Raw genomic sequence first — 20919 nt, 5'->3', positions numbered from 1 at the left:
TTGACAATAATCAATCGGTTTCGCCTCCGTATTAATCGTCGATACTGACGCGAAAATCGTCGTTTATTCTCCGCATTCCGCCCGATCGACTGCCGTCGGCGTGCAAACCACGCCGAATCCGAGACTCGGCGGGCCGTCATGCGCGACGATGCCGCGCATTGTTGCAGGTTCCCGTTCAGAACGTTTCAGTGCGCGGGAGTTGCCGGATGATTTTTTGATTGATAATCTCCGGCACGTTCCAATGACCGGTGAGTGCGTTGCCGGGAATATCAATATATAAAAAGCTGAGAGAGCGATGACGATCCGAGAAAATCACCGCGTCGGATTTCGCGTGGGCGATGTCGTGACGCTGAAAACGGGCGGGCCGCGCATGACCGTCACGTATGCCGGGCCGGTCGTGTTCGACGACGGCGATTGGCTGATCTGCCAGTGGTTCGACGAAAACGGCGAGTTCCGGCAGGAAATGTTTCATCACGACACGGTGGTGCCCGAGCCGCGTGCGATTTCGGCCGGGCGGGTCCGGCTGCGCATGCAGTCGCACCGCTGCCGGTCGGCGGCCTGACGCCGGCCGGCCGCCGCGATGCCGCGACGTGCGGCGTCCTGCGACGACATTTCACGCTACCCCGAAACATGCGGCGGCGCGCTGCGCCGATACTGAACGCATGAACCCGACCGATCCAATTGCCGCGGTCACGCACCGCGATCCCTATCCCTATTACACCGCGCTCGTCGACGGGCCGCCGCTTGCGTTCGACGCCACGCTCGGCCTGTGGATCGCGAGCCGCGCGGCGGCCGTGACGGCCGTGCTCGGCCATCCGGCCTGCCGCGTGCGCCCGCTCGATGCGCCGGTGCCGCCCGTGTTGCGCGGCACGACGGCCGGTGCGCTATTCGGCGAGCTGGTGCGCATGAACGATGGCCCGTCGCGACACGACGTGCCGAAGCAGGCGTTGCGCGCGGCGTTCGCGCCGATCGACACGGATGCGCTGCGCGCTCGCGCCGACGCGCTTGCCGCGCGGCGGTTGCCCGCGGCCGGCGATGCCGATGCGCTGAACGCGTGGTGCATGACGGTGCCGGTGTGCGCGGTCGCCGATCTGCTCGGCTTCGACGAAACGCAGCTCGACGACATCGCGGCGCGGGTCGTCGCGTTCGTCGCCGCGCTGTCGCCGCTGTCGGATGCCGCGGCGCTGGCGCGTGCGAGCGACGCGGCACCTGCTCGACCGGATGACGGAACGCGTCGCGCAGTCGCACGCGCACGACGGCACGCTGGTCGCCGCGGTGCAGCAGGCGGCCCGCGCGTCCGGCTGGCACGCGAGCGGTGCGCTGGTCGCGAATCTCGTCGGGTTGCTGTCGCAGACGTGCGAGGCGACGGCCGCGTGGCTCGGCAATGCGCTCGTGGCATGGGACGGCGAAGCCGGCGCGGCGCCGGACGCGGCCGCGCTCGACGCATTCGTCGCCGAGGTCGGGCGTTTCGATACACCGGTGCAGAACACGCGCCGTTTCGTCGCGGCGCGCACGACGATCGAAGGCGTGAGCGTCGAAGCCGGAGACGCGATCCTCGTCGTGCTTGCTGCCGCGAATCGCGATCCGGCCGTGCATCGCGATCCGCACCGGCTGATGCCGGGCCGCCCGGCCGGGCCGAATTTCGGCTTCGGCACGGGGCCGCATGGGTGTCCCGGCGAGCGGATCGCGCGGGCGGTGGCGGTGGGGGCGTTCGCGGCGTGGTTGCGCGCGGACGGCTGGCCGCCGCGCGATGCACTTAAGTGGGATTACCGCGCGTCGACCAACGTCAGGATGCCGAAGTTCGACGCGATGCGGTGAAGGGGAAAGAGGGACTTAACGGCAGCCTTGTTTTTCCGCCCATCGTTCCTGGGCGGCAACGCGGCGCTGCACGCGTTCGACGAGGCCGGTCGAGAAAGTGCGCATGCTGACGCCGCGGCGCTTCGCGAGGATCGTCTGCGCGACGTCGGTGCGCGGGTTCGGCTGGCACGCCCAGTACAGCGTCATCAGCCAGCCGATGACCGTCCACGCGAACAGCGCGTTGAACATCGCGATCGTCAGCTTGTCGTGCCGGCCGCGCCGATCGGCGATGACGGCCGGCAGGAAATAGAGCGCGATCGCCGCGACTGAACCGGCCACTTGAATCAGGACTGCATCATGCATGGTGCTGCTCCGTCCGAACTGCAATGCGGTTGATTGTCGCGCTTTTTCCGTTCGCGTGCAGGCAATTGATTGTTGCGCTTTTGGTGACGATCAGGCGGCTTCGGCGTCCGCCGGCTGCACGTCGTTGCTCAGCGCGAAACCTTCGTCGCGCCAGCCCGTCACGCCGCCGATCATCAGCTTGACCGGTCGGCCGAGACGCGCGAGCTGGAGCGCCGCGCGCGCGGCGCCGTTGCAGTGCGGCCCCGCGCAGTAGACGACGAACAGCGTATCGGCCGCGTAACCGGCGAGCTTGCTTTCGATGATCTTGCGGCGCGGCAGGTTGCGCGCGCCGGGCACGTGGCCGGCGGCGAACTGATCGGGGCCGCGCACGTCGAGCAGCACGAAATCGGGCGTGCCGGACGCGAGTGCGTCGTGCACGTCCCAGCAATCGGTCTCGAAGCGCAGCGAGGCCTCGAAATGCGCGAGGGCGGCGCGGCTGTCGGCGGCGGGGACGTCGGTGACATAGGACATGGTCGGGCTCCTGGTCGAGCGGGCACGGAATGCGCCGCGATGAAGGGCAGTATCGCGGTTCGGCCGGTTTCGCGGCAGTGGCGCGATCGACAAGTTCCGGTAACATCGCGCCATGAACAATCATCTCGTCGTCGCGCTCGCCTACGATCGTCTCTGCACGTTCGAATTCGGCTGCGTGGTCGAACTGTTCGCGCTCGAGCGGCCCGAACTCGGCGTCGACTGGTATCGCTTCGCGGTATGCGCGAGCGAGCCGGGGCCCGTGCGCGCGGCGGGCGGCATCACCGTTGCCGCGCCCTACCGGCTCGCGACGCTCGATCGCGCGGACACCATCGTGATTCCCGGCTGGCGCGATCCGGACGAGCTGCCGCCCGAGCCGTTGCTGAAGAAGCTGCGGGCCGCGCATCGGCGCGGCGCGCGGCTCTGTTCGATCTGTTCGGGCGTGTTCGTGCTGGCGGCGGCCGGCGTGCTCGACGGTCTCACGGTGACGACGCACTGGCGATATGCGGAACGCCTGCAGGCGCGTTATCCGGCGCTGCGCGTGAATCCCGATGCGCTGTACGTCGACGAAGGCCGGATCGTCACGTCGGCCGGCTCGGCGGCGGGGCTCGACATGCTGCTGCATCTCGTGCGCCGCGATCATGGCGGGGCGATCGCGAACCGCGTGGCGCAGCGCCTCGTGCTGCCGCCGCATCGCGACGGCGGCCAGGCGCAGTTCGTGCCGCGTCCGGTTGCACCGGGCGGCACCGACCGGCTCGCGAAGCTGATCGACTGGATGCGCGCGCATGCGGCCGAGCCGCACACGCTCGCGTCGCTCGCCGCGCAGGCCGCGATGAGCACGCGCACGCTGCAGCGTCAGTTCGCGGATGCGACCGGGATGTCGCCGCTCGCATGGCTGATCCGCGAACGCGTGAACGTCGCGAAGGACATGCTCGAAGCACAGCCCGCGTTGCCGCTTGCGCAGGTCGCGGCGCGTGCCGGGTTCGGTTCCGAGGAATCGCTGCGCCGGCATTTCCGGCGCGTCGCGGCGACGAGCCCGGCCGCGTACCGGCGCGGGATGGATCGCGGCGGCACGTAGCAGGCGCTCTCGGTGCGGCCGCTCGTGCGCGACGATGAAAAACACCACCCATGTGGCGAGGGCCGCTCACACTGAAAGGGATTCCGATGACGATGCTGCCTTCCCGTTTGCCGTTGATCCAGGCCCCGATGGTCGGCTCGCCGAGCCCGCTCGCGATTGCCGTGTGCGAAGCCGGCGGCCTCGGTTCGCTCGCGTGCGCGGCGCTCGGCCCGCAGCAGTTGCGCGACGCGCTCGCCTGCGCGGCCGGGCTGCGCGACGCGTTTTCGAAGGCTGGCTGAACGGCCAGGAGGGGCGCCGGCGGGGGAGCATCGGCGTATGATCTGGATTTTCGTCAGCCCGATCCAGGCACCCCCACCATGACTTCCGTCGACACTACCCCCGTCCTCGACCATGACAAGCTCGTTACCTTCATCGAGCGCAAGTGGAACGATGAAATCCTCCATGCACTGACCGACTACATCGCCATCCCCGCGAAAAGCCCCGCATTCGACCCCGACTGGGCGAAGCGCGGTTATCTCGAACGCGTCGTCACCGATGCCGCGCAATGGGCCGAACGGCAGCCCGTGAAGGGCCTGAAGCTCGAAATCGTGCGGCTGCCGGGCCGCACGCCGGTGATCTTCTTCGAGTCGCCGGCCACGCGTTCGGGCAGCACCGACACGATCCTGCTGTACGGCCACCTCGACAAGCAGCCCGAATTCGACGGCTGGCGCGCGGATCTCGGCCCGTGGACGCCGAAATTCGAGAACGGCAAGCTGTACGGCCGCGGCGGCGCGGACGACGGCTATGCGATCTACGCGAGCCTCGCGGCGCTCGGCGCGCTCGACGAGCAGGGCATCGAGCGGCCGCGCTGCGTCGGCCTGATCGAGACCTGCGAAGAGTCGGGCAGCTACGACCTGCTGCCTTACGTCGACGCACTGCGCGACCGGCTCGGTCAGGTATCGCTCGTCGTGTGCCTCGATTCGGGCGCCGGCAACTACGACCAGATGTGGCTCACCACGTCGCTGCGCGGCCTCGTGTCCGGCGATCTGCAGGTCGAGGTGCTCGATGAAGGCATCCACTCGGGCGTGTACGGCGGCATCGCGCCGTCGAGCTTCCGCGTGATGCGCCAGTTGTTCGAACGCCTCGAAGACGCGAAGAGCGGCAACCTGCTGCCGGGCGTGTTCCATTGCGAGATTCCGTCGAGTCGCGTGCGCGAAGCCGAAGCGGCCGCCGCGATTCTCGGCGACACGGTGTGGAAGGGGCTGCCCTGGGCGTGCGGCCAGGACGGCAAGCCCGTGCTGCCGACCACGACCGATCCGCGCGAGGCGCTGCTGAATTCCACGTGGCGGCCGTCGCTGTCGGTGACGGGCGCGGCCGGCCTGCCGGCGCTCGCCGATGCGGGCAACGTGCTGCGTCCGCGCACCGCGTTCAAGCTGTCGCTGCGGCTGCCGCCGCTCGTCGACGCCGCGCAGGCCGTGCAGCAGTTGAAGGAGTTGCTCGAGCTCGATCCGCCGTACAACGCGAAGGTCACGTTCAAGCCGGACGCCGGCGCCGCGACGGGCTGGAGCGCGCCGGATCTCGCGCCGTGGCTTGCGTCGTCGCTCGACGCCGCATCGCGCCGCCACTTCGGCGCCGACTGCGCGTACATGGGCCTGGGCGGCACGATCCCGCTGATGAACGTGCTGCAGGAAGGCTTCCCCGCCGCGCAATTCATGGTGTGCGGCGTGCTCGGGCCGAAGTCGAACGCGCACGGCCCGAACGAGTTCCTGCACGTGCCGTACGCGAAGAAGCTCACGGCGGCGGTGGCCGACGTGATCGCGACCGCGCGCTGAGCGTCGCAGCGTTCGACGTACCGATTGCCCGCCTCGAACCGACTGGATGGAGTGTCGCCGATGACCGCACTGCCGACGCCCGATACCGAACCGCTGCGCATGCGCGCCGAACCGCTGTATGCGTTCGTCTCGGCACTCTGGGAACGGGCCGGCAGCAATTCGCGCGAGGCGGCGCTCGTCGCCGACCACCTGGTGGGCGCGAATCTCGCGGGCCACGATTCGCACGGGATCGGGATGATCCCGAATTACGTCGCATCGTGGCGGGAAGGGCAGTTGCAGTTGAACGCGCACGCGTCGATCGTCCGCGACGGCGGCGCGGTGCTGACGATCGACGGCGGGCGCGGCTTCGGCCAGGTGATCGCGTTCGAGGCGATGGTCGAAGGGATCGAGCGCGCACGGCGCATGGGCATCTGCGCGATCGGGCTGCGCGACGTCCATCACCTCGGCCGTATCGGGCACTGGGCCGAACAGTGCGCGCGCTCGGGGCTCGTGTCGTTCCATTTCGTCAATGTGCCGGGCGACCTGCTGGTCGCGCCGCTGCACGGCACCGATCCGCGTTTCGGCACGAACCCGTTCTGCGCCGCGTATCCGCGTGCGGGCAAGCCGCCGCTGCTGCTCGATTTCGCGACGAGCGCGATCGCGTACGGCAAGACGCGGGTCGCGTACAACCAGCGCAAGCGCGTGCCGGCCGGGGCGCTGATCGACCATCGCGGCGAGCCGACCGACGATCCGGCCGTGATGCACGAGCAGCCGTTCGGCGCGCTGCTGCCATTCGGGCTGCACAAGGGATATGCGCTCGCCGCGATGTGCGAGATCTTCGGCGGCGCGCTCGTGGGCGGGCATACGACGTACGGCGATACGCTGCAGAAGACGAGCGCGATCGTCAACGGGATGCTGTCGGTGCTGATCGATCCGAAAGCGTTCGACGCGGCCGATGCCGAGCGCGAAGCCGATGCGTTCGTCGCGTGGGCGAAGGCGTCGCCGCAAGCTGGCGATATGCCGGTGCGGATGCCTGGCGAACCTGAAGAAGCGAGCCGCGCCGCGCGCGGCACCACCGGCATTCCGGTCGACCGCGCGACGTGGCGGCAGATTCGCGAGAGCGCGGCGGCCGTCGGTGTCGACGCGGCCGAACTCGATGCATGGACGCGGCGCTGCGAGGTGTCCGCATGAGCTGGCAGGCGGAGAAGGCGCACGGCGAGGAAATCGCGTATCAGCTTGCGCCGCTCGGCACGGTCGCCGTTGTGCGCTTTTTCAGCGGCGCGGCCTTGCGGCTCGACGGCGTGATGTTCGGCTTCATGTCGCGCGGGTCGCTGTTCCTGCGTGTGGACGACGTGAACCGGCCGGCGTTCGTCGCGGCGGGCATGGGGCCGTTCTCGTACGCGCGGCCCACGCGCACCGTCTCGCTCGAGGGCTATTACGAAACGCCGGCCGACGTGCTCGAGGATGCGGGCGCGCTGTTCGACTGGTGCCGCGGCGCGTATCGCGCGGCGCTGCTGGCCGGGGCGCCGAAGCGCAAGGCGGGGGCGGCGTCGAAGAAGGCATCCGGGGCGGGGCCGACGGCCGCATCGAAAGCGGCATCGAAGGCCGCGCCGAAACGTTCAGCGAAACCGGCAGCGAAGCCTGCGACGAAACCTGCGTCCGCGCAGAAAACGAAGCTGGCGGCGAACGCAGCATCGAAACCCGCGTCGGCGCAGAAAGCGAAACCGGCATCGAAATCGTCGCCCGCGCCGGCACCGAAACCCGTGACGAAGCGCAAGCAGGCGTAGTCCCGATCACTGTCCCGATCACGAGAAGCGACAGCCTCGCGATTTTCGCTTTCCTGGCTGTCAGGCGTGCCCGTCGCGACCGACCAGCACGCTGCGCGACCAATTTGCCCGCACGATCCGGCGCACGAATGCATCTACCTTGACGCGCCGCACGTCCTGCATGCTTCACAACGGCGGCCCCGGCGTTTATGATCGGCGCGGGTTGCGTCCGTGCCTTGCGCGACCCGCGTCGGCCTCGTCGCCGGCCGGCCCCCGCGAACGGCGCACCTTACGCCGCGCGGAACGCTTCCCCCCAATCATCATTCCAGACGGAGACAGCCGATGCTCGTCCTGATTCTCGGTTTAGCGATCTTTCTCGGTGTGCACTCGATCCGGATCGTCGCCGACGGCTGGCGGTCCGCGACGATCGAGCGGATCGGCGAGAGGGGCTGGAAGGGCGGTTACGCGATCGCGTCGATCGTCGGCTTCGTGCTGATCATCTGGGGGTACGGGATCGCCCGCGCGGGCGCGACGCTGCTGTGGGTGTCGCCGGTCGGCGTGCGCCACCTGACGGGCATGCTGACCGCGGTCGCGTTCGTGCTGATCGCCGCCTCGTACGTGCCGCGCAACCGGATCAAGACGCTCGTCGGGCATCCGATGCTGGCCGGCGTGATGGTCTGGGCGGTGGCGCACCTGCTCGTGAACGGCACCGTGCATGCGGTCCTGCTGTTCGGCGCGTTCTTCGTGTGGTCGATCGTCGATTTTGTCGTGTCGCGTGCGCGGGATCGCCGCGACGGTGTCCGCTATCCGGCCGGCGCGCTGGCCGGCGACGTCGCGGCCGTTGCGGTCGGACTCGTCGCGTGGGCCGTGTTCGCGCGGTTCCTGCACGGTCCGCTGATCGGCGTGCGGCCGTTCGGCTGAACGCAATGCGTGCGCCATAGACCTTCCGCCAGTCAACGACCCTTCGCGCTGGCGGCCGGCCTGAACGACGGCTGCCTCCTCCGCGAGCAATACGCCACGACGATCGCGGGCGTCGTCAGGACCGCGAACCAGAACGGGAAGCGCGAATCCGGGTTGAACGCCGGCGACCTCACGGCGACAAGCGTCGGTAGCGCGACCCGGTTCGGCATCGGATTGCCAAAGACGTCTTGCGGTTGACACGTCGATTGCCGCGATGCGGCCGCCACGGCGTGCGTGCGTCAGATGGGCTTGACGAACAACCCGACGGTCAGCAGCGCGCCGATGCAGACGATCGCGATGCGCAGCACGCGTTCGTTCACGCGATGCAGCGCCCACGCGCCGAGCAGGCCGCCGACGATCGCGCCGGCGCCGAGCGCGATCGCCGCGCGCCAGTGCAGTTGGGGCGACGTCACGAACAGCACGACGGCCGATGCGTTCATCACGCCCGCCAGCGCATTCTTCGTCGACATCGCATGACGCGGCGGCAGGCCGGCCATCGTCAGCGCGGCCATCATCAGGAATCCGATGCCGCCGCCGAAGTAGCCGCCGTAGATCGCGATCAGGAACTGCGAGAGCCCGGCCGCGACGGGGCCGAGATGTTGCGCGCCGGCGCCCGGTTTGCGAAAGAAACTGCCCCACGCGAACACGACGGTCGCGAACAGCACGAGCCACGGCACCAGGTGCGAGAAGATCGACGACGGCGTTTTCAGCAGCAGCAGGCCGCCGAGCGCGCCGCCGGCCACGCTGATCGCGAACAGCGCGCGAAATGGCAGCCTGCCCACGCCGCTCACCATTTTCCGGCTCGCCCAGCCCGTCGCGACCTGGCCGGGGAACAGTGCGACCGTCGACGTGATGTTGGCCGCGAGCGGCGACATGCCCGACACGATCAGCGCGGGCAGCGTGATGAACGAACCGCCGCCCGCGAGGGCGTTCTGCAGGCCGGCCCAGAGGCCGGCGAGGATGATGAGGGCAAGCATCGGTGCGCAACGAAAGAGGTGGCGGGGGCCGCTTGCCGGGACGAGCGCAGGCGTGGTGGTCGCACGATGGTAATGCAGGATCGCGGCCGCCGGAAGCCGGTGCGCAGGCGTGTGCGTGACGTCACGCGTCCGACGGGGCGCCGCGCACCGGCGCGGTATCGTCATGGTCATCGTCGACATTCGGGTAGACGATCGTGCCGTCGTCCCGGATCACGGCGGCGGCCGTGAGCCGCGCGGGTTCCACGCGGTTGCGCCCCATGATGTGCAGTACCGTTTCGCCGCGCGCGATCAGGTAGTCGGACACGATGCGTCGATGACAGCGCCACCACACGGCTTCCGAACACACGATCGCGCAGCGCTGCTCGTGCCCCTGGGCGATCAGTCGGTCGAGGCCGCGCGAAATTCGGGCGACAGCGCGTAATCCGCGTAGCGGGAGCGTCATGCGCGGTCCTTGCCGGTGATGCGTTCGAGCACGCGGCCGCGATGCACGGCGACGTGGTCGGTCCGGTCGCTCTTGATCTCGTACTGCGGATCGTCGGGCGACGCGCGATGGCGATGGCCGTTGTAGTCGAAGTCGGCGGTGTGGATCGCGACGATCGTGCCGGTCACGTAGCCGGCCTCGGAATTCCAGCGGACGTGGTCGCTCAGCCTGAAGGGCGTGGTCATGGCGGGGTGCCTCCTTGGGTTGATGCGCGACGGGGTAGCCCTCGCGGCGTGCGCGAAAGCCGCGACGAAGCGAACGTAGAGGTAGCGAGCGTCGCGCCAGTCAATACCAGGATTCGAGCCCCCTTTCTACCGTTCGAGCGAGTCCAAGTGCCGGATGCACCTTATCGACGGCAGCAAGGTCCGCACGCATTTCCGCGATAAGCCAGTCGCGAACTTCGGCGACGATCGGCCGCAACGGTCTGCTGGATGCCCACGCGAGGCAGCACATCCGATCCGTCGTAACCAACTCGTCTTCGCCGGGCACGAGCGCGCGTTGCGCAAGCCAGTGCATGACCACATTGACCCAGCCGAGCGCGAGTCCCTGGCCGAGCAATGCGGCCTGGAGCACGATAGCGTAATCGTTGAAACTCAAAACGGTGGCTGCATGACGCGTTGCGTTCTTGAACGCCGAGAAGCGCGTATGCCAGCCGCGTTCTTCGTCATCCATCACGATCACCGTGTCTCCGTGCACATGCCAATCGTCGGCGTGGGTTTTCTCCTGGTAGGCCGGATTGCAAACGGGCAGCAATATCTCTGGCATGACGGGGACGCTGTTCTCGCGCATTTCCCCTTCTTGTACGAAGCGCATGCCAAGATCGACGTCGCCGAGCGGCCCGCCGATGCGGCCGGAGATCAACTGGAACCGCAGATCGACCGACGGAAAAGCCTGATTGAGCCGGCTCATCCTGGGCATCAGCCAGTGTGTCGTGAAGGCGGTCGAGACCGACAGCGTAACGGGCTCTACGCCGGTTGAACGCGCTTCGATTTCGCGAATCGCGCCTTCGATTCCGTTCAGCCCCTCCGAAATCTTCCGATAGAGAATCCGGCCGTTCTCGGTCAACTCGATGCCGCCGTGCACGCGCTCGAACAGGCGCACGCCGATGTGTTCTTCCATGCGCGACAGCATCCGGCTGACGGCAGGCTGGCTCACATACAGCTCCTGCGCCGCGCGCGTGAAATTCCCGCAGCGTGCGGCGGCCTCGAAGACGAATAGCGCGTTCGCGCTGGGCAGTTTCCTGCGTAGGCTAGGCATGACCTGATGTTATGCCCAATCCAACAATTTGTGAATTGCCGCCAAAAAAGCCGACGCCTATATTTTTGACATCACACAGCGATACGAGCAGGAGACAACGATGGATGCACGAGCGAAGGCAGGCGTATCGATTCGATCCGCGGCAAAGCGCTATGGTCCGGTGGTGGCGCTCGACGACGTGTCGCTCGATGTGGCAGAAGGCGAATTCGTGTCGCTGCTGGGCCCGTCCGGGTCCGGCAAGACGACGTTGCTCGGGATTCTCGGCGGATTCGTGCAGCCCAGCTCGGGCAGCGTCTGGGTCGGCGAGCGTGACATTACATTTGCGCCGCCGCACAAACGCAACATCGGGATGGTGTTCCAGAGTTACGCGCTCTTTCCTCATATGAGTGTTGGCGAGAACGTGGCATTCCCGCTGCGGGCCCGGCGTGAACCGAAGTCCGGCTGGACCGCAAAGGTGGCCGACGCGCTCGCGATGGTCGAACTGCGCGGCTACGAGCACCGCAGGATCGGCGAGCTCTCGGGCGGTCAGCGACAGCGCGTCGCGCTCGCGCGGGCGATGGTGTTCGAGCCGCAGCTCATTCTCATGGACGAGCCGCTTTCCGCGCTCGACAAGCAGTTGCGCGAAACGATGCAAATCGAATTGCGTAGGCTGCACCGCCGGCTTGGCGCGACCATCATCTATGTCACGCACGATCAGCGCGAGGCGCTGACGATGAGCGACCGGGTTGCCGTTTTGAAAGACGGCCGGCTCGTGCAAATCGATGCGCCGGAGCAGCTCTACGATCGGCCCTGCAACGCATTCGTCGCGAGTTTTATCGGCGAGGCAACGCTGTTGCCGGTGGTGCGCGTGGGCGCCGACGCCGTCTCGCTCGGCGATGCGGTGCTCCGCACGGCCTACCCGTTACCGAATGCCGCGAGCTTGCTGCTCGCCGTGCAGACGGAGAAGCTCGTGATCGATGCCGGTAACGCTCCGTCCGATGCCAATCGGCTCACTGCCCGCGTGACCGAGGTGCTGTACCAGGGCGAGAGCTTGCGCGTGTTCGCGCAGCTCGCCGATGGCACGACAGTCAGCCTGCGTCAGCCGGGCAATCACGAGGCCCGGCAGCGCGTGCCTGTACCGGGCGCCTCGATTTCTGTCGCACTGTCGCCCCGCGACACGATCGTCGTACCAGCGTAAACAAACTCGAGTTCGACTTTTTCACACCCAACCGTAACGCAATCGAGGGATGAATCCATGAAGCTTACCGATTTCAAGGTGCTGACATTCGATGTGGTCGGCACACTTATTGACTTCGAGCGCGGCGTGCTTACGTCGGTGCGCCGCCTCGGCGGCCCCGCCGCGAAAGATCTTACCGACGACCAGATCTTCGAGCCGTACATGCGCGGTCGTGCTGCCTTCCCGGGGCGCTCGAGCTGCGCGATGGCGAACGTTTATCTGTCGCTCGCCAAGGAACTGGGGTTGCCCGACGACGAGCAATCGGCCGCCGCGTTCCAGCGGGACGTGCTCGACTGGCCGGCGTTCCCCGATTCGGTCGAGGCGCTCCGGCGACTGCGCAAGCACTTTCGGCTGGTAGCGATGACGAATGCCGATCGCGTCGCACTGTCGGCCTATGCGCATACGCTTGGAGATCCGTTCGACGATACGGTCTGCTGCGACGAAACCGGCACCGCCAAGCCCGATCCGCAATTCTTCGCGTACAACCGCGGACGCCAGGCGGCCTTCGGCTTCAAGTTCCGCGAAATCCTGCACACGGCTCAAAGCCAGTATCACGATATCGGCATCGCGACGGAACTGGGGTATGCCACCTGCTGGATCGAGCGTCGCCGCGGTCAGGAGGGCTTCGGTGCGACGCCGGCACCCGGAAAGGTGACTGCACCGACGTTCTGCTACTCGACGCTCGCCGCGCTTGCGGATGCGGTCGAGGCCGAACTCGCCGCGGCCTGACCATGCTGGCGCCGCTCGTGTCAACGTCGCCGCAGCCCGAGTCGCTTTGGCGCCACCTCGCCGCACGCGCCGGTTCGCTCGATTCGCCCGTCGGCGGTGGGGCACTCGCGTGCGATGTCCAGGCCGAGGTCGCCATCATCGGCGCGGGTTATTCCGGGCTGGCGGCCGCGTGCGCATTGAGCAAACGCGGTGTGTCGTGCATCGTGCTCGATGCCAACCCGGTCGGCTGGGGGGCGAGCGGCCGGAACGGCGGTGTCGTATCGTCGAAGTTCAGGGTGTCGTTTCCGGATATCGCCGCGCGCCATGGCCTGGACGTCGCGAAGCGGATGCATCGGCTGGCCCACGATGGCGTACGCGCGGTGGAATCTTTTATCGACGAGTTTGCCATCGCACGCGCCGAATTCGAACGCACCGGTAGCCTACGCTGTGCCCATACCGAGCGGGCACTCGCCTCATGCGCCGCGGAGGCGGACTGGGTGCGCACTGCGCTCGGCGATCGAACGATGAAAGTGCTCACGCGCGGCGAGACCGAGGACGAGACGGGGTCGAAGAATTTCGTCGGCGGGGTGCTGAGCGAAGATGCCGGCACGATCCTGCCGCTCGAATACGTGCTCGGCATGGCGCGTGGCTTGATCGCGCGCGGCATTCCAATTCACGAATCGACGCCCGTCGTCGCGATCGAGCGTACGTGGGGTGTTCCGGGCGTCGTGCTGCGCACGCCGGCAGCCACGGTGCGCGCCAAGCAACTGATCGTTGCGACGAACGCCTATTCAGGCATTACGCGCGCTACGGCACCGTATCAGCGCGAACTCGTTCCGTTTCGCAGCGCGATGATCGCGACTCAGCGCTTGCCGGCAGACCTCGACGCGACACTGATGAAAAGGCGGCGCAGCTATACCGAAACGCGCCGGATGATGAAATGGTTTCGCCGCGCCGACGGCCGCATGCTGTTCGGCGGCCGCGACGCCTTTGGCAAGGAAGGGCAGGATACCGGCTTCGAAGCGCTGCGCCGCGCGATGATTGCGCTATTTCCCAATCTCGTCGACGTGCCTGTCGAGTTTCGCTGGTCAGGCTACGTCGGCATGACGTTCAATGCGCTACCGCACGTCGGCCGCGGCGACGACACCACTGTGTTCTGCCTCGGCTACAACGGCGCGGGCATTGCAATGGCAAGTCTCGTCGGCCAACATGCGGCCGCGCTCGCCGTCGGCGAAACGCCGGATCTTGCGCTGCTCGCGCAAGACGGACTGCGGCCGGTCCCGTTCCATTCATTGCGCGAGCCGGGCGTCCGGCTCGTCGCGGCGTGGTATCAGTTTCTCGATACGGTGGGGGTATGATGACGACTGCCAGAGGGATCGTCCCGGAGTATGAAGTGACGCGGCCGTCCGATACAACAGATTTGGCGCGGCGCTATCAACGTCGCGAGGACCGTGCGATGCTGTGCTTGATGATGCCCGCACTGGCAGTTGTCGTGATTTTGCTCGTCGTGCCGCTCGCATGGCTGTCGTGGCAGTCGATTCACCAGGACGGCGGCTTGACGTTCGCGAACTACCGGCGCATTTTCAGCGGCACGTACCTCGATACATTCCTGCTCACCTTCAAACTAAGCGCAATCGTCACAGGTGTGACGTTGCTGCTCGGCTATCCCGTCGCGTATCTTGCGGCGTCGGTGCGCCCCAAGCTGGCTGCACTGATCCTCGGGATGGTCATCCTGCCGTTCTGGACGAGCGTGCTGGTGCGTACCTATGCGTGGCTCGTGCTGCTGCAGCGCACCGGCCTCGTCAGCAAGGCGTTGGTTGCATCGGGCCTAATCGATCATCCGGTTCAGCTGGCCTATAACCAGTTCGGCACGATCATCGCGATGGTTCATATCCTGTTGCCGTTCATGGTGCTGCCGCTCTATTCGGCGATGCAGAAAATTCCGACGAACTTGTCGCACGCCGCCGCAAGCCTCGGTGCTTCGCCCATCCATGCATTCCTGCGCGTATTCCTGCCGTTGTCCATGGGCGGGGTGCTTGCGGGTGCGACGCTCGTCTTCGTGCTCTGCCTCGGTTTTTACATCACGCCCGAACTGATGGGGGGCGGCAAGTCAATCATGGTGTCGATGGTCGTGAGCCGAAACGTCGAAATTTATAACAGTTGGGGCGCGGCAAGCTCGGTGAGCGTCGTGCTGTTGCTTTGCGTGTTCGCGATCTTTTATGCGACGAGCCGCCTCATTCCGCTCGACAAGACCCTGGGGGCAAAGTGAAGCCGAATCCATTCACGCGCGGACTCCTGATTACGTTGGTCGTGCTGATCCTCGCATTCCTGATGATTCCGGTGATCATCGTCGTACCCCTGTCGTTCTCCGATACGCGCTTCATGACCTTTCCGCCACCCGCGCTATCGTTGCGCTGGTACGAGGCATTCTTCGGCAACCCGGATTGGCTGGCGGCTGCTCGAACGACACTCGCCGCATCGTTCCTTGCAACGGCAATCGCGACGCCCGTGGGCATTGCCGCGGCGTACGGGATCGAACACGGCACACATGTGTGGATCCGTCGGCTGCGGACGGTTTTGATGCTGCCGTTGATGGTGCCGATCATCATCGTCGCGATAGGCGTGTTTTTCGTCTATTCGCAACTCGACTACGTGAATACGCTGGGCGGTCTGATCCTTGCCGATACGATGCTCGGACTGCCGTACGTCGTGATCGCGGTGGGTGCGGACCTGCGCTCGTTCGATCATGCGCAGGAAATGGCGGCGCGTAGTCTCGGGATGAATCGACTGCGCAGCTTCCTGACCGTCACGCTGCCGCAGATCCGCTCGAGCGTGATCTCGGGCGCGGTGTTCGTGTTCATCCAGGCGCTCGACGAGACGGTCGTTGCGTTGTTTGTATCGGGCGGCCCAAATCAGACGCTGACGCGGCGGATGTTCGTGACGTTGCGAGACGAGATCGACCCGACGATCGCCGCTATCAGCACCATGTTGACGGCGCTGACGCTGATGCTCGTATTGATCGTCGTCGTTAGCCGGCGTGGCGGTGGTTCGGCGCAGGCGGCACGGGTATGACGCCATCCGACATCCTTCATATCGAACGGGAACCTGCATGAGAAATGCGTTGAACTTCTACATCGACGGTGCGTGGGTCGCGCCCGCCGGCAACGAGCGGCTTGCAGTAACCGATCCTTGCACCGAAGTGCCGTTCGCCGACGTCGCGCTTGGCGATGCCCGCGATGTCGATCGGGCGGTGGCCGCCGCGAAGCGCGCGTTCGCGACATTTTCGCTGACGGAACCAGCGGAACGCGTCGCGCTCGTGCGTCGGATACTGGACGTGTATCTGACTCGCTACGACGACATCGCCGACACAATCTCGCGCGAAATCGGTGCGCCGCGCCAGTTCGCGCGCGAATGGCAGGCGGGACTCGGCCGTCGGCATCTCGAGGAATTGCTGCGTACGTGCGAAACCTTCGCGTGGCAGCGCCGCAAGGGGACGACGCTCGTGCGCTATGAACCCGTCGGCGTCGTCGCGCTGATCACGCCGTGGAATTGGCCGATGAATCAGATCGTCTGCAAGGTCGCGCCGGCGCTCGTTGCCGGCTGCACGACAGTGCTCAAGCCCAGCGAGATTTCTCCGCTGAACGCAACGATCTTCGCCGAGGTGCTCGATGAGGCAGGCGTGCCGGCCGGCGTGTTCAACCTTGTGCAGGGGGATGGCCCGACGGTCGGCTCGGCGCTTTGCGCGCATCCGGACGTCGACATGGTGTCGTTTACGGGCTCGACGCGAGCAGGCGTTCAGATTGCCGCGGTCGCGGCGGCGAGTGTGAAGCGCGTCCATCAGGAACTGGGCGGAAAATCCGCGAATCTGCTGCTGGACGATGCCGATTTCGAGATCGCCGTGACGAAGGGGGTGAATAGCTGCTTCAGCAACAGCGGCCAATCGTGCAATGCGCCGACGCGGATGCTCGTGCCCGCGTCGCGGCATGAGGAAGCAATCGCGATTGCCCGTCGCGCGGCAGCTGCGCATCGTGTCGGGCCTGCCGATGCAGCGGGCGTTACGATGGGGCCTGTCGTCAGCGACGTGCAGTTCGAGCGTATCCAACGGTCGATCGCGGCCGGTATGGCCGAGGGGGCGACGCTGGTCGCGGGCGGCCTTGGCCGGCCCGACGGGCTCGAGCGTGGGTACTACGTGCGACCGACCGTATTCGCCGGCGTGCGTCCTGACATGACGATTGCACGCGAGGAGATTTTCGGCCCCGTGCTGGCAATCCTGCCGTACCGGAACGACGAGGACGCGATCGCCATTGCGAACGACAGTCCCTATGGCCTTGCCGCCTACGTCCAGTCAACCGATATCGAACGGGCACGTCGGGTGGCGTTCAGGCTGCGCGCAGGCGGTGTCTATCTGAACTATCCTGAGTGGGATCCGGGCGCTCCGTTCGGCGGCTACAAGCAGTCCGGCAATGGACGCGAGTACGCCGAGTGGGGAATCGAATCGTTTCTCGAGGTGAAGGGCATCGTCGGGTACGGACATTGAGCCTATCGCCGGCTTCGGCGTGGTCTGCCGCCGCAACTGTCCGAACGTTATGCGGTCCGTCCGCGCAAGCCATCTGCGACCCGCTCGGCGATCATGATCGTCGGCACATTCGTGTTCGCGCACGGGATCGACGGCATCAATGATGCGTCGCAAACGTACAGCCCCTCGACACCGTGTACCGAACCGTCCGATGCCGTGACGGCGAGCGGATCGTCGGCCGCTCCCATCCGGCACGTACCCGACGGATGCCATGTTCCGCCGACCGATCGCACGACGAATTCCGTCATTGCGGCGTCGTCCATCAGCAGTGTGTCGAGTGAAATGCGCGCCGTGACGACACGTTCGATGAGCGTTGCCCGCAGCGGTCCGGCGAAGTCGAGTAGTGCGCTCAGTGTCCCGCGCTGTATTGCGTTCCATGCGCCCGGGCGCGCTACGGATGCAACCCGCGTCGAGTAGCTCGAAGGAAAGTGTGGCCCGAGGGCTGCGGAAAAATTCGCGTCCGCCAGGGTGGCAGCCCCGAAGCGTACGGCACCCTTCAGCCGTTCGAGGTCGCGGGAATCCGAAAGCATCGAGAAGTCGACCGTCGGCTCGTCCTTCGCATGCCGCGACGCAAGCGTCACGCGGCCCCGCGAATACGACTTGTTCACCCAGAAGAACATCGTGCCGAGCCGATAGCCGACCGAGTGCCAGCCTGAGCGGGACAGAATCGCGCCGTGCATATCGCCCGCAGGCGTGCCGGGTAGTCCAGACGAGTACCGAACGATCGCTTGTTCGTGATGCTCGTCGGGAAACGGCGTGCGCATCGCGCGCGGCAAGAATGCCGACACGGCAATGGACGGATGCTCCATCAGATTGCGGCCCACGCCGTCGCGTGCCGCGACTATATCAATGCCTAACGCGGCGAGATTCTCCGCGGGACCGATGCCGCTGCGCATCAGGAGCGCCGGACTGTGCAGTGCACCGGAGCAGACGATGACTCGTTGTGCGCTCAACGTAATGTGTGTGCCGTCGGCGCCGCGCAGCTCGGCACCCGTCGCGCGGCGTCCTTCGAACCGCACGCGCTCAACGAACGAATCCGTGAGGACGGTCAGGTTGGAACGAGCGCGGGCGGCTGCATCGAGGTAGCAGACCGAGGTCGGGATGCGTTCGCCGGCGTCGCTGACAGCGATCGCGCCGACGAACGTGCCGTCCTCCCAAGCGCCATTCTGATCGGCGCGCAGCGGAAAACCGCGCCGCTCCAACGCGCCGATCGCACCCCGTACGAACGGCGAGAGCCGATTGTCGCGCGCGCGCCGAATCCGTATTGGCCCGTTCATGCCGTGTAGCGGGCCGGCGAGATCGCAGTCGGTCTCGAGTTTGACGAAGTAGGGCAGGCAGCTCGCCCAGTTCCAGCCCGATGCACCGAGCGATTCCCACTCGTCATAATCGCCGGGTGCCCCGCGATTGGCCATCAAAGCGTTGATCGCCGATCCACCGCCGAGCAACCGTCCCTGCTCGTAGCGGCGCGGCGCGGCGGGCCGGCTCATGCTCGCGTGCAGATGCCGCCAGATGTTGCGAGGGTCCAGGTATGCGCGTCCGGGATAGCGGCTTCGGATAGCGGTGGGCATCGACGCGTGTGTGAGGTCCCGGCCGGCCTCGACCAGACATACGGTTCGGTTTGCGTCCTCGGTGAGTCGAGCCGCAAGGACGCAGCCGGCCGAGCCGCCGCCGAGTATCAGATAGTCGTACATCGTGACGCTCGAAAAGGGGCAAAGCGGCCGCGCCCGGCGCGGCGGTCATCGCACGGCGCGCGGCAGGGCACGCCCACCGTCGCCACGTGTCGACTGGTTTATTGCTGCATGAACTTCAGCCAGCGCGCCTTTGCCTGGACACCCTGATCGGACGCCCACCAATCCTCTGACATCAACGCCTGCTTGCTCGCATTCTCGGGCGAGCTCGGCAACTCGCTTGCGCGTTTGGCCGAAATCTTGCCGGTCTTGTAGGCAGCCGGATTGCCGGGGCCGTAGTCGATATAGGTCGGAAGGTTGGCCTGCAGGTTCGGCGATACCGCAGCGTCGACGAAACGCACCGCATTCGCGAGGTTCGGCGCGTTCTTGAGGATGCACAGCTGCGTATTCTGCAAAATGCCGTCGTTGTAGGTGAACCCGATGTCGGGATTGTCTTTTGCGATCGAGCTCGCACGTCCATTCCAGATCATCTCCATATCCACTTCGCCGTCATGGAGCAGTTGTGCGGACTGGCCACCCGAGGTCCACCACACTGCGATACTGGGCTTGATCTGGGCGAGCTTCTTGAATGCACGATCGACATCGAGCGGATAGAGCTTGTCGCGCGGCACGCCGTCGGCGAGCAGCGCGGCTTCGAGCACCGTCTGCGGGTCGTTGCGCAGCGCGCGCGTTCCGGGAAAATCCTTCACGTTCCAAAAGTCTGCCCAGCTTTGGGGCGGCTTCTTCAGAGCTTTCTTGTTGTAGCCGATGACCGTCGAATAGAACTCGTATGCGACCGAATAGGGCGTTCGATATTTTTCCGGGACCGACGCGGCATTCGGCATCTTCGAAAAATCGAGTTTCTCGAGCAGTCCTTCACGGCCGCCGCGCAGGCAATTCGAAGTGGGCGTGTCGACGACATCCCAGATCGGCTTGCCCGTCGCGCCCTGTGCTTTGATTTGCGGCCACGCATCCGGAATGCTGTCCTGCTTGATCGTGATACCCAGCTCTTTTGCGGCCGGATCCAATATCGCTTTTGTCTGCGCTTCCTGATAGGCGCCGCCTTGCGATACGAACGTGATTTGCCCGGCGGCAAGCGCGGAAACGCTGGTCGCACAACCGAGCGTAAGTGTTATGGCAACCGGACGCAGCTTCATCAGTTTTTTCACGGATCTTCCTCGACGCAGTTGAGCGAAAACATCGTTCGTAGTCTTGCCTGACCTGTCGGTGCGGATGTGCGCCGCAAATCGGCACTTCATGTGTCGAATATAGTGAGCAAAATTGATGGCTACAACATCGAAATTGTTTGAGCCGGTATGCCAAAATGTAATGGCTGACGCGGGCTCATTCAGGCGTAAACCCGAACACGTCGAGTACCTATGGCAATAGCCGCGACGGCAATTGGTGGTGCTCGGTACGCACATTGATCCACCGGTGGCCGGTCGACGTTGTCGATCAGTCCGTCGCCGTAGGGCAAATTAATTCTGTCATTCCAGAATCTCCACTGTTCAAGGCATGTGGCACCGGAGTTGACGACTTTATTGACGATGTCACCAAAATAATGTCGTCAATTCGCATATGTCCGCATTAAATTTTTCAATTGGCGCCGTAGGCTTCGAAGCCCGACCGTAAGGCCCTGATCTTATGGACGATTCCCGGCACGCGATGCGGCCGGTTACGACGCCGCGCCTCCGAACTGTGGCTGCTCATCGAAGCGGATCCGGCGGTCCAATCGTTTTGTGAGCGGCCGGGTTACGCGCAGCTCAGCGGACGGTG

At 65.8% G+C, this 20919-nt stretch carries 19 protein-coding genes and 3 pseudogenes; 14 read left to right on the top strand and 8 right to left on the bottom strand.

Annotated features, from left to right (window positions below):
* Positions 1-295 precede the first annotated feature (295 nt).
* Together CFB89_RS25520 and CFB89_RS25515 are read left to right on the top strand one after the other, a co-directional pair.
* Positions 296-562, top strand: coding sequence for a YodC family protein (locus tag CFB89_RS25520; protein ID WP_089470280.1), 267 nt, complete (start codon positions 296-298; stop codon positions 560-562).
* 100 nt (positions 563-662) lie between these two features.
* Positions 663-1818, top strand: a pseudogene (locus CFB89_RS25515) (cytochrome P450).
* 15 nt (positions 1819-1833) lie between these two features.
* On the opposite strand, the gene CFB89_RS25510 reads toward CFB89_RS25515, so the two are convergent.
* Together CFB89_RS25510 and CFB89_RS25505 are read right to left on the bottom strand one after the other, a co-directional pair.
* Positions 1834-2160, bottom strand: coding sequence for a superinfection immunity protein (locus CFB89_RS25510; RefSeq protein WP_089470279.1), 327 nt, complete (start codon positions 2158-2160; stop codon positions 1834-1836).
* A 90-nt stretch (positions 2161-2250) separates the two neighbouring features.
* A complete protein-coding gene (locus tag CFB89_RS25505; RefSeq protein WP_089470278.1) occupies positions 2251-2670 on the bottom strand; it encodes a rhodanese-like domain-containing protein in 420 nt (139 codons plus the stop codon).
* A gap of 112 nt (positions 2671-2782) precedes the next feature.
* Here CFB89_RS25505 and ftrA point away from each other — a divergent pair, with 112 nt between their 5' ends.
* From ftrA to CFB89_RS25475, 6 genes and pseudogenes are all read left to right on the top strand, one after another.
* On the top strand, positions 2783-3745 hold the full coding sequence (ftrA, locus tag CFB89_RS25500) for a transcriptional regulator FtrA (protein ID WP_089470277.1): 963 nt from the start codon (positions 2783-2785) through the stop codon (positions 3743-3745).
* Between the two features lie 86 nt (positions 3746-3831).
* Positions 3832-3981, top strand: a pseudogene (locus CFB89_RS25495) (2-nitropropane dioxygenase); the annotation flags it as partial.
* A gap of 120 nt (positions 3982-4101) precedes the next feature.
* Positions 4102-5556 carry a M20 family metallopeptidase gene (locus CFB89_RS25490; protein ID WP_089470275.1) on the top strand — a complete coding sequence of 485 codons (1455 nt, stop codon included), beginning with the start codon at positions 4102-4104 and terminating at the stop codon, positions 5554-5556.
* 60 nt (positions 5557-5616) lie between these two features.
* Positions 5617-6726, top strand: a complete 1110-nt coding sequence (locus CFB89_RS25485; protein ID WP_089470274.1) for a malate/lactate/ureidoglycolate dehydrogenase — start codon at positions 5617-5619, stop codon at positions 6724-6726.
* The gene (locus tag CFB89_RS25480) at positions 6723-7322 is read left to right on the top strand and encodes a TfoX/Sxy family protein (RefSeq protein ID WP_089470622.1); all 600 of its coding nucleotides are present in this window, start codon (positions 6723-6725) and stop codon (positions 7320-7322) included. Before CFB89_RS25485 ends, CFB89_RS25480 begins: the two co-directional genes overlap by 4 nt.
* Positions 7323-7643: 321 nt before the next feature.
* Positions 7644-8222, top strand: a complete 579-nt coding sequence (locus CFB89_RS25475) for an NnrU family protein (protein WP_089470273.1) — start codon at positions 7644-7646, stop codon at positions 8220-8222.
* A gap of 278 nt (positions 8223-8500) precedes the next feature.
* Here CFB89_RS25475 and CFB89_RS25470 read toward each other — a convergent pair whose 3' ends face one another.
* From CFB89_RS25470 to CFB89_RS25455, 4 genes and pseudogenes are all read right to left on the bottom strand, one after another.
* A complete protein-coding gene (locus CFB89_RS25470) occupies positions 8501-9238 on the bottom strand; it encodes a sulfite exporter TauE/SafE family protein (protein ID WP_089470272.1) in 738 nt (245 codons plus the stop codon).
* A 121-nt stretch (positions 9239-9359) separates the two neighbouring features.
* Positions 9360-9670: pseudogene (locus CFB89_RS25465) on the bottom strand (DUF488 family protein); the annotation flags it as partial.
* Positions 9671-9676: 6 nt separating this feature from the next.
* Positions 9677-9904 carry a DUF2945 domain-containing protein gene (locus CFB89_RS25460; protein WP_089470271.1) on the bottom strand — a complete coding sequence of 76 codons (228 nt, stop codon included), beginning with the start codon at positions 9902-9904 and terminating at the stop codon, positions 9677-9679.
* Between the two features lie 100 nt (positions 9905-10004).
* Entirely contained in the window at positions 10005-10976 is a 972-nt protein-coding gene (locus CFB89_RS25455; RefSeq protein ID WP_089470270.1) for a LysR family transcriptional regulator, read from the bottom strand.
* A gap of 100 nt (positions 10977-11076) precedes the next feature.
* Between CFB89_RS25455 and CFB89_RS25450 the strand changes: the two genes are divergently transcribed.
* The 6 genes from CFB89_RS25450 to CFB89_RS25425 are packed head-to-tail and all read left to right on the top strand — an operon-like array spanning position 11077 to position 17437.
* On the top strand, positions 11077-12153 hold the full coding sequence (locus tag CFB89_RS25450) for an ABC transporter ATP-binding protein (RefSeq protein ID WP_089470269.1): 1077 nt from the start codon (positions 11077-11079) through the stop codon (positions 12151-12153).
* 57 nt (positions 12154-12210) lie between these two features.
* On the top strand, positions 12211-12921 hold the full coding sequence (locus tag CFB89_RS25445; protein WP_089470268.1) for an HAD-IA family hydrolase: 711 nt from the start codon (positions 12211-12213) through the stop codon (positions 12919-12921).
* A gap of 2 nt (positions 12922-12923) precedes the next feature.
* Entirely contained in the window at positions 12924-14258 is a 1335-nt protein-coding gene (locus CFB89_RS25440; protein WP_089470267.1) for an FAD-binding oxidoreductase, read from the top strand.
* Positions 14255-15169: an ABC transporter permease gene (locus tag CFB89_RS25435; RefSeq protein WP_089470266.1), complete on the top strand. Its 915-nt coding sequence runs from the start codon at positions 14255-14257 to the stop codon at positions 15167-15169. The genes CFB89_RS25440 and CFB89_RS25435 overlap by 4 nt, the downstream gene beginning before the upstream one ends.
* Positions 15166-15972, top strand: coding sequence for an ABC transporter permease (locus CFB89_RS25430; protein WP_089470265.1), 807 nt, complete (start codon positions 15166-15168; stop codon positions 15970-15972). Before CFB89_RS25435 ends, CFB89_RS25430 begins: the two co-directional genes overlap by 4 nt.
* A 37-nt stretch (positions 15973-16009) precedes the next feature.
* Positions 16010-17437, top strand: coding sequence for an aldehyde dehydrogenase family protein (locus CFB89_RS25425; RefSeq protein WP_089470264.1), 1428 nt, complete (start codon positions 16010-16012; stop codon positions 17435-17437).
* A gap of 47 nt (positions 17438-17484) precedes the next feature.
* On the opposite strand, the gene CFB89_RS25420 is transcribed toward CFB89_RS25425, so the two are convergent.
* Together CFB89_RS25420 and CFB89_RS25415 are read right to left on the bottom strand one after the other, a co-directional pair.
* Positions 17485-19167, bottom strand: a complete 1683-nt coding sequence (locus CFB89_RS25420) for a GMC family oxidoreductase (protein WP_089470263.1) — start codon at positions 19165-19167, stop codon at positions 17485-17487.
* 98 nt (positions 19168-19265) lie between these two features.
* Positions 19266-20300: an ABC transporter substrate-binding protein gene (locus tag CFB89_RS25415; RefSeq protein ID WP_089470262.1), complete on the bottom strand. Its 1035-nt coding sequence runs from the start codon at positions 20298-20300 to the stop codon at positions 19266-19268.
* Between the last annotated feature and the right edge of the window lie 619 nt (positions 20301-20919).

The organism is Burkholderia sp. AU16741, from assembly GCF_002223345.1.
In the GTDB taxonomy this organism is placed as follows: domain Bacteria; phylum Pseudomonadota; class Gammaproteobacteria; order Burkholderiales; family Burkholderiaceae; genus Burkholderia; species Burkholderia sola.
The sequence above is the reverse complement of the archived record's forward strand: the minus strand, read 5'-3'. Positions and strand labels throughout refer to the sequence as shown.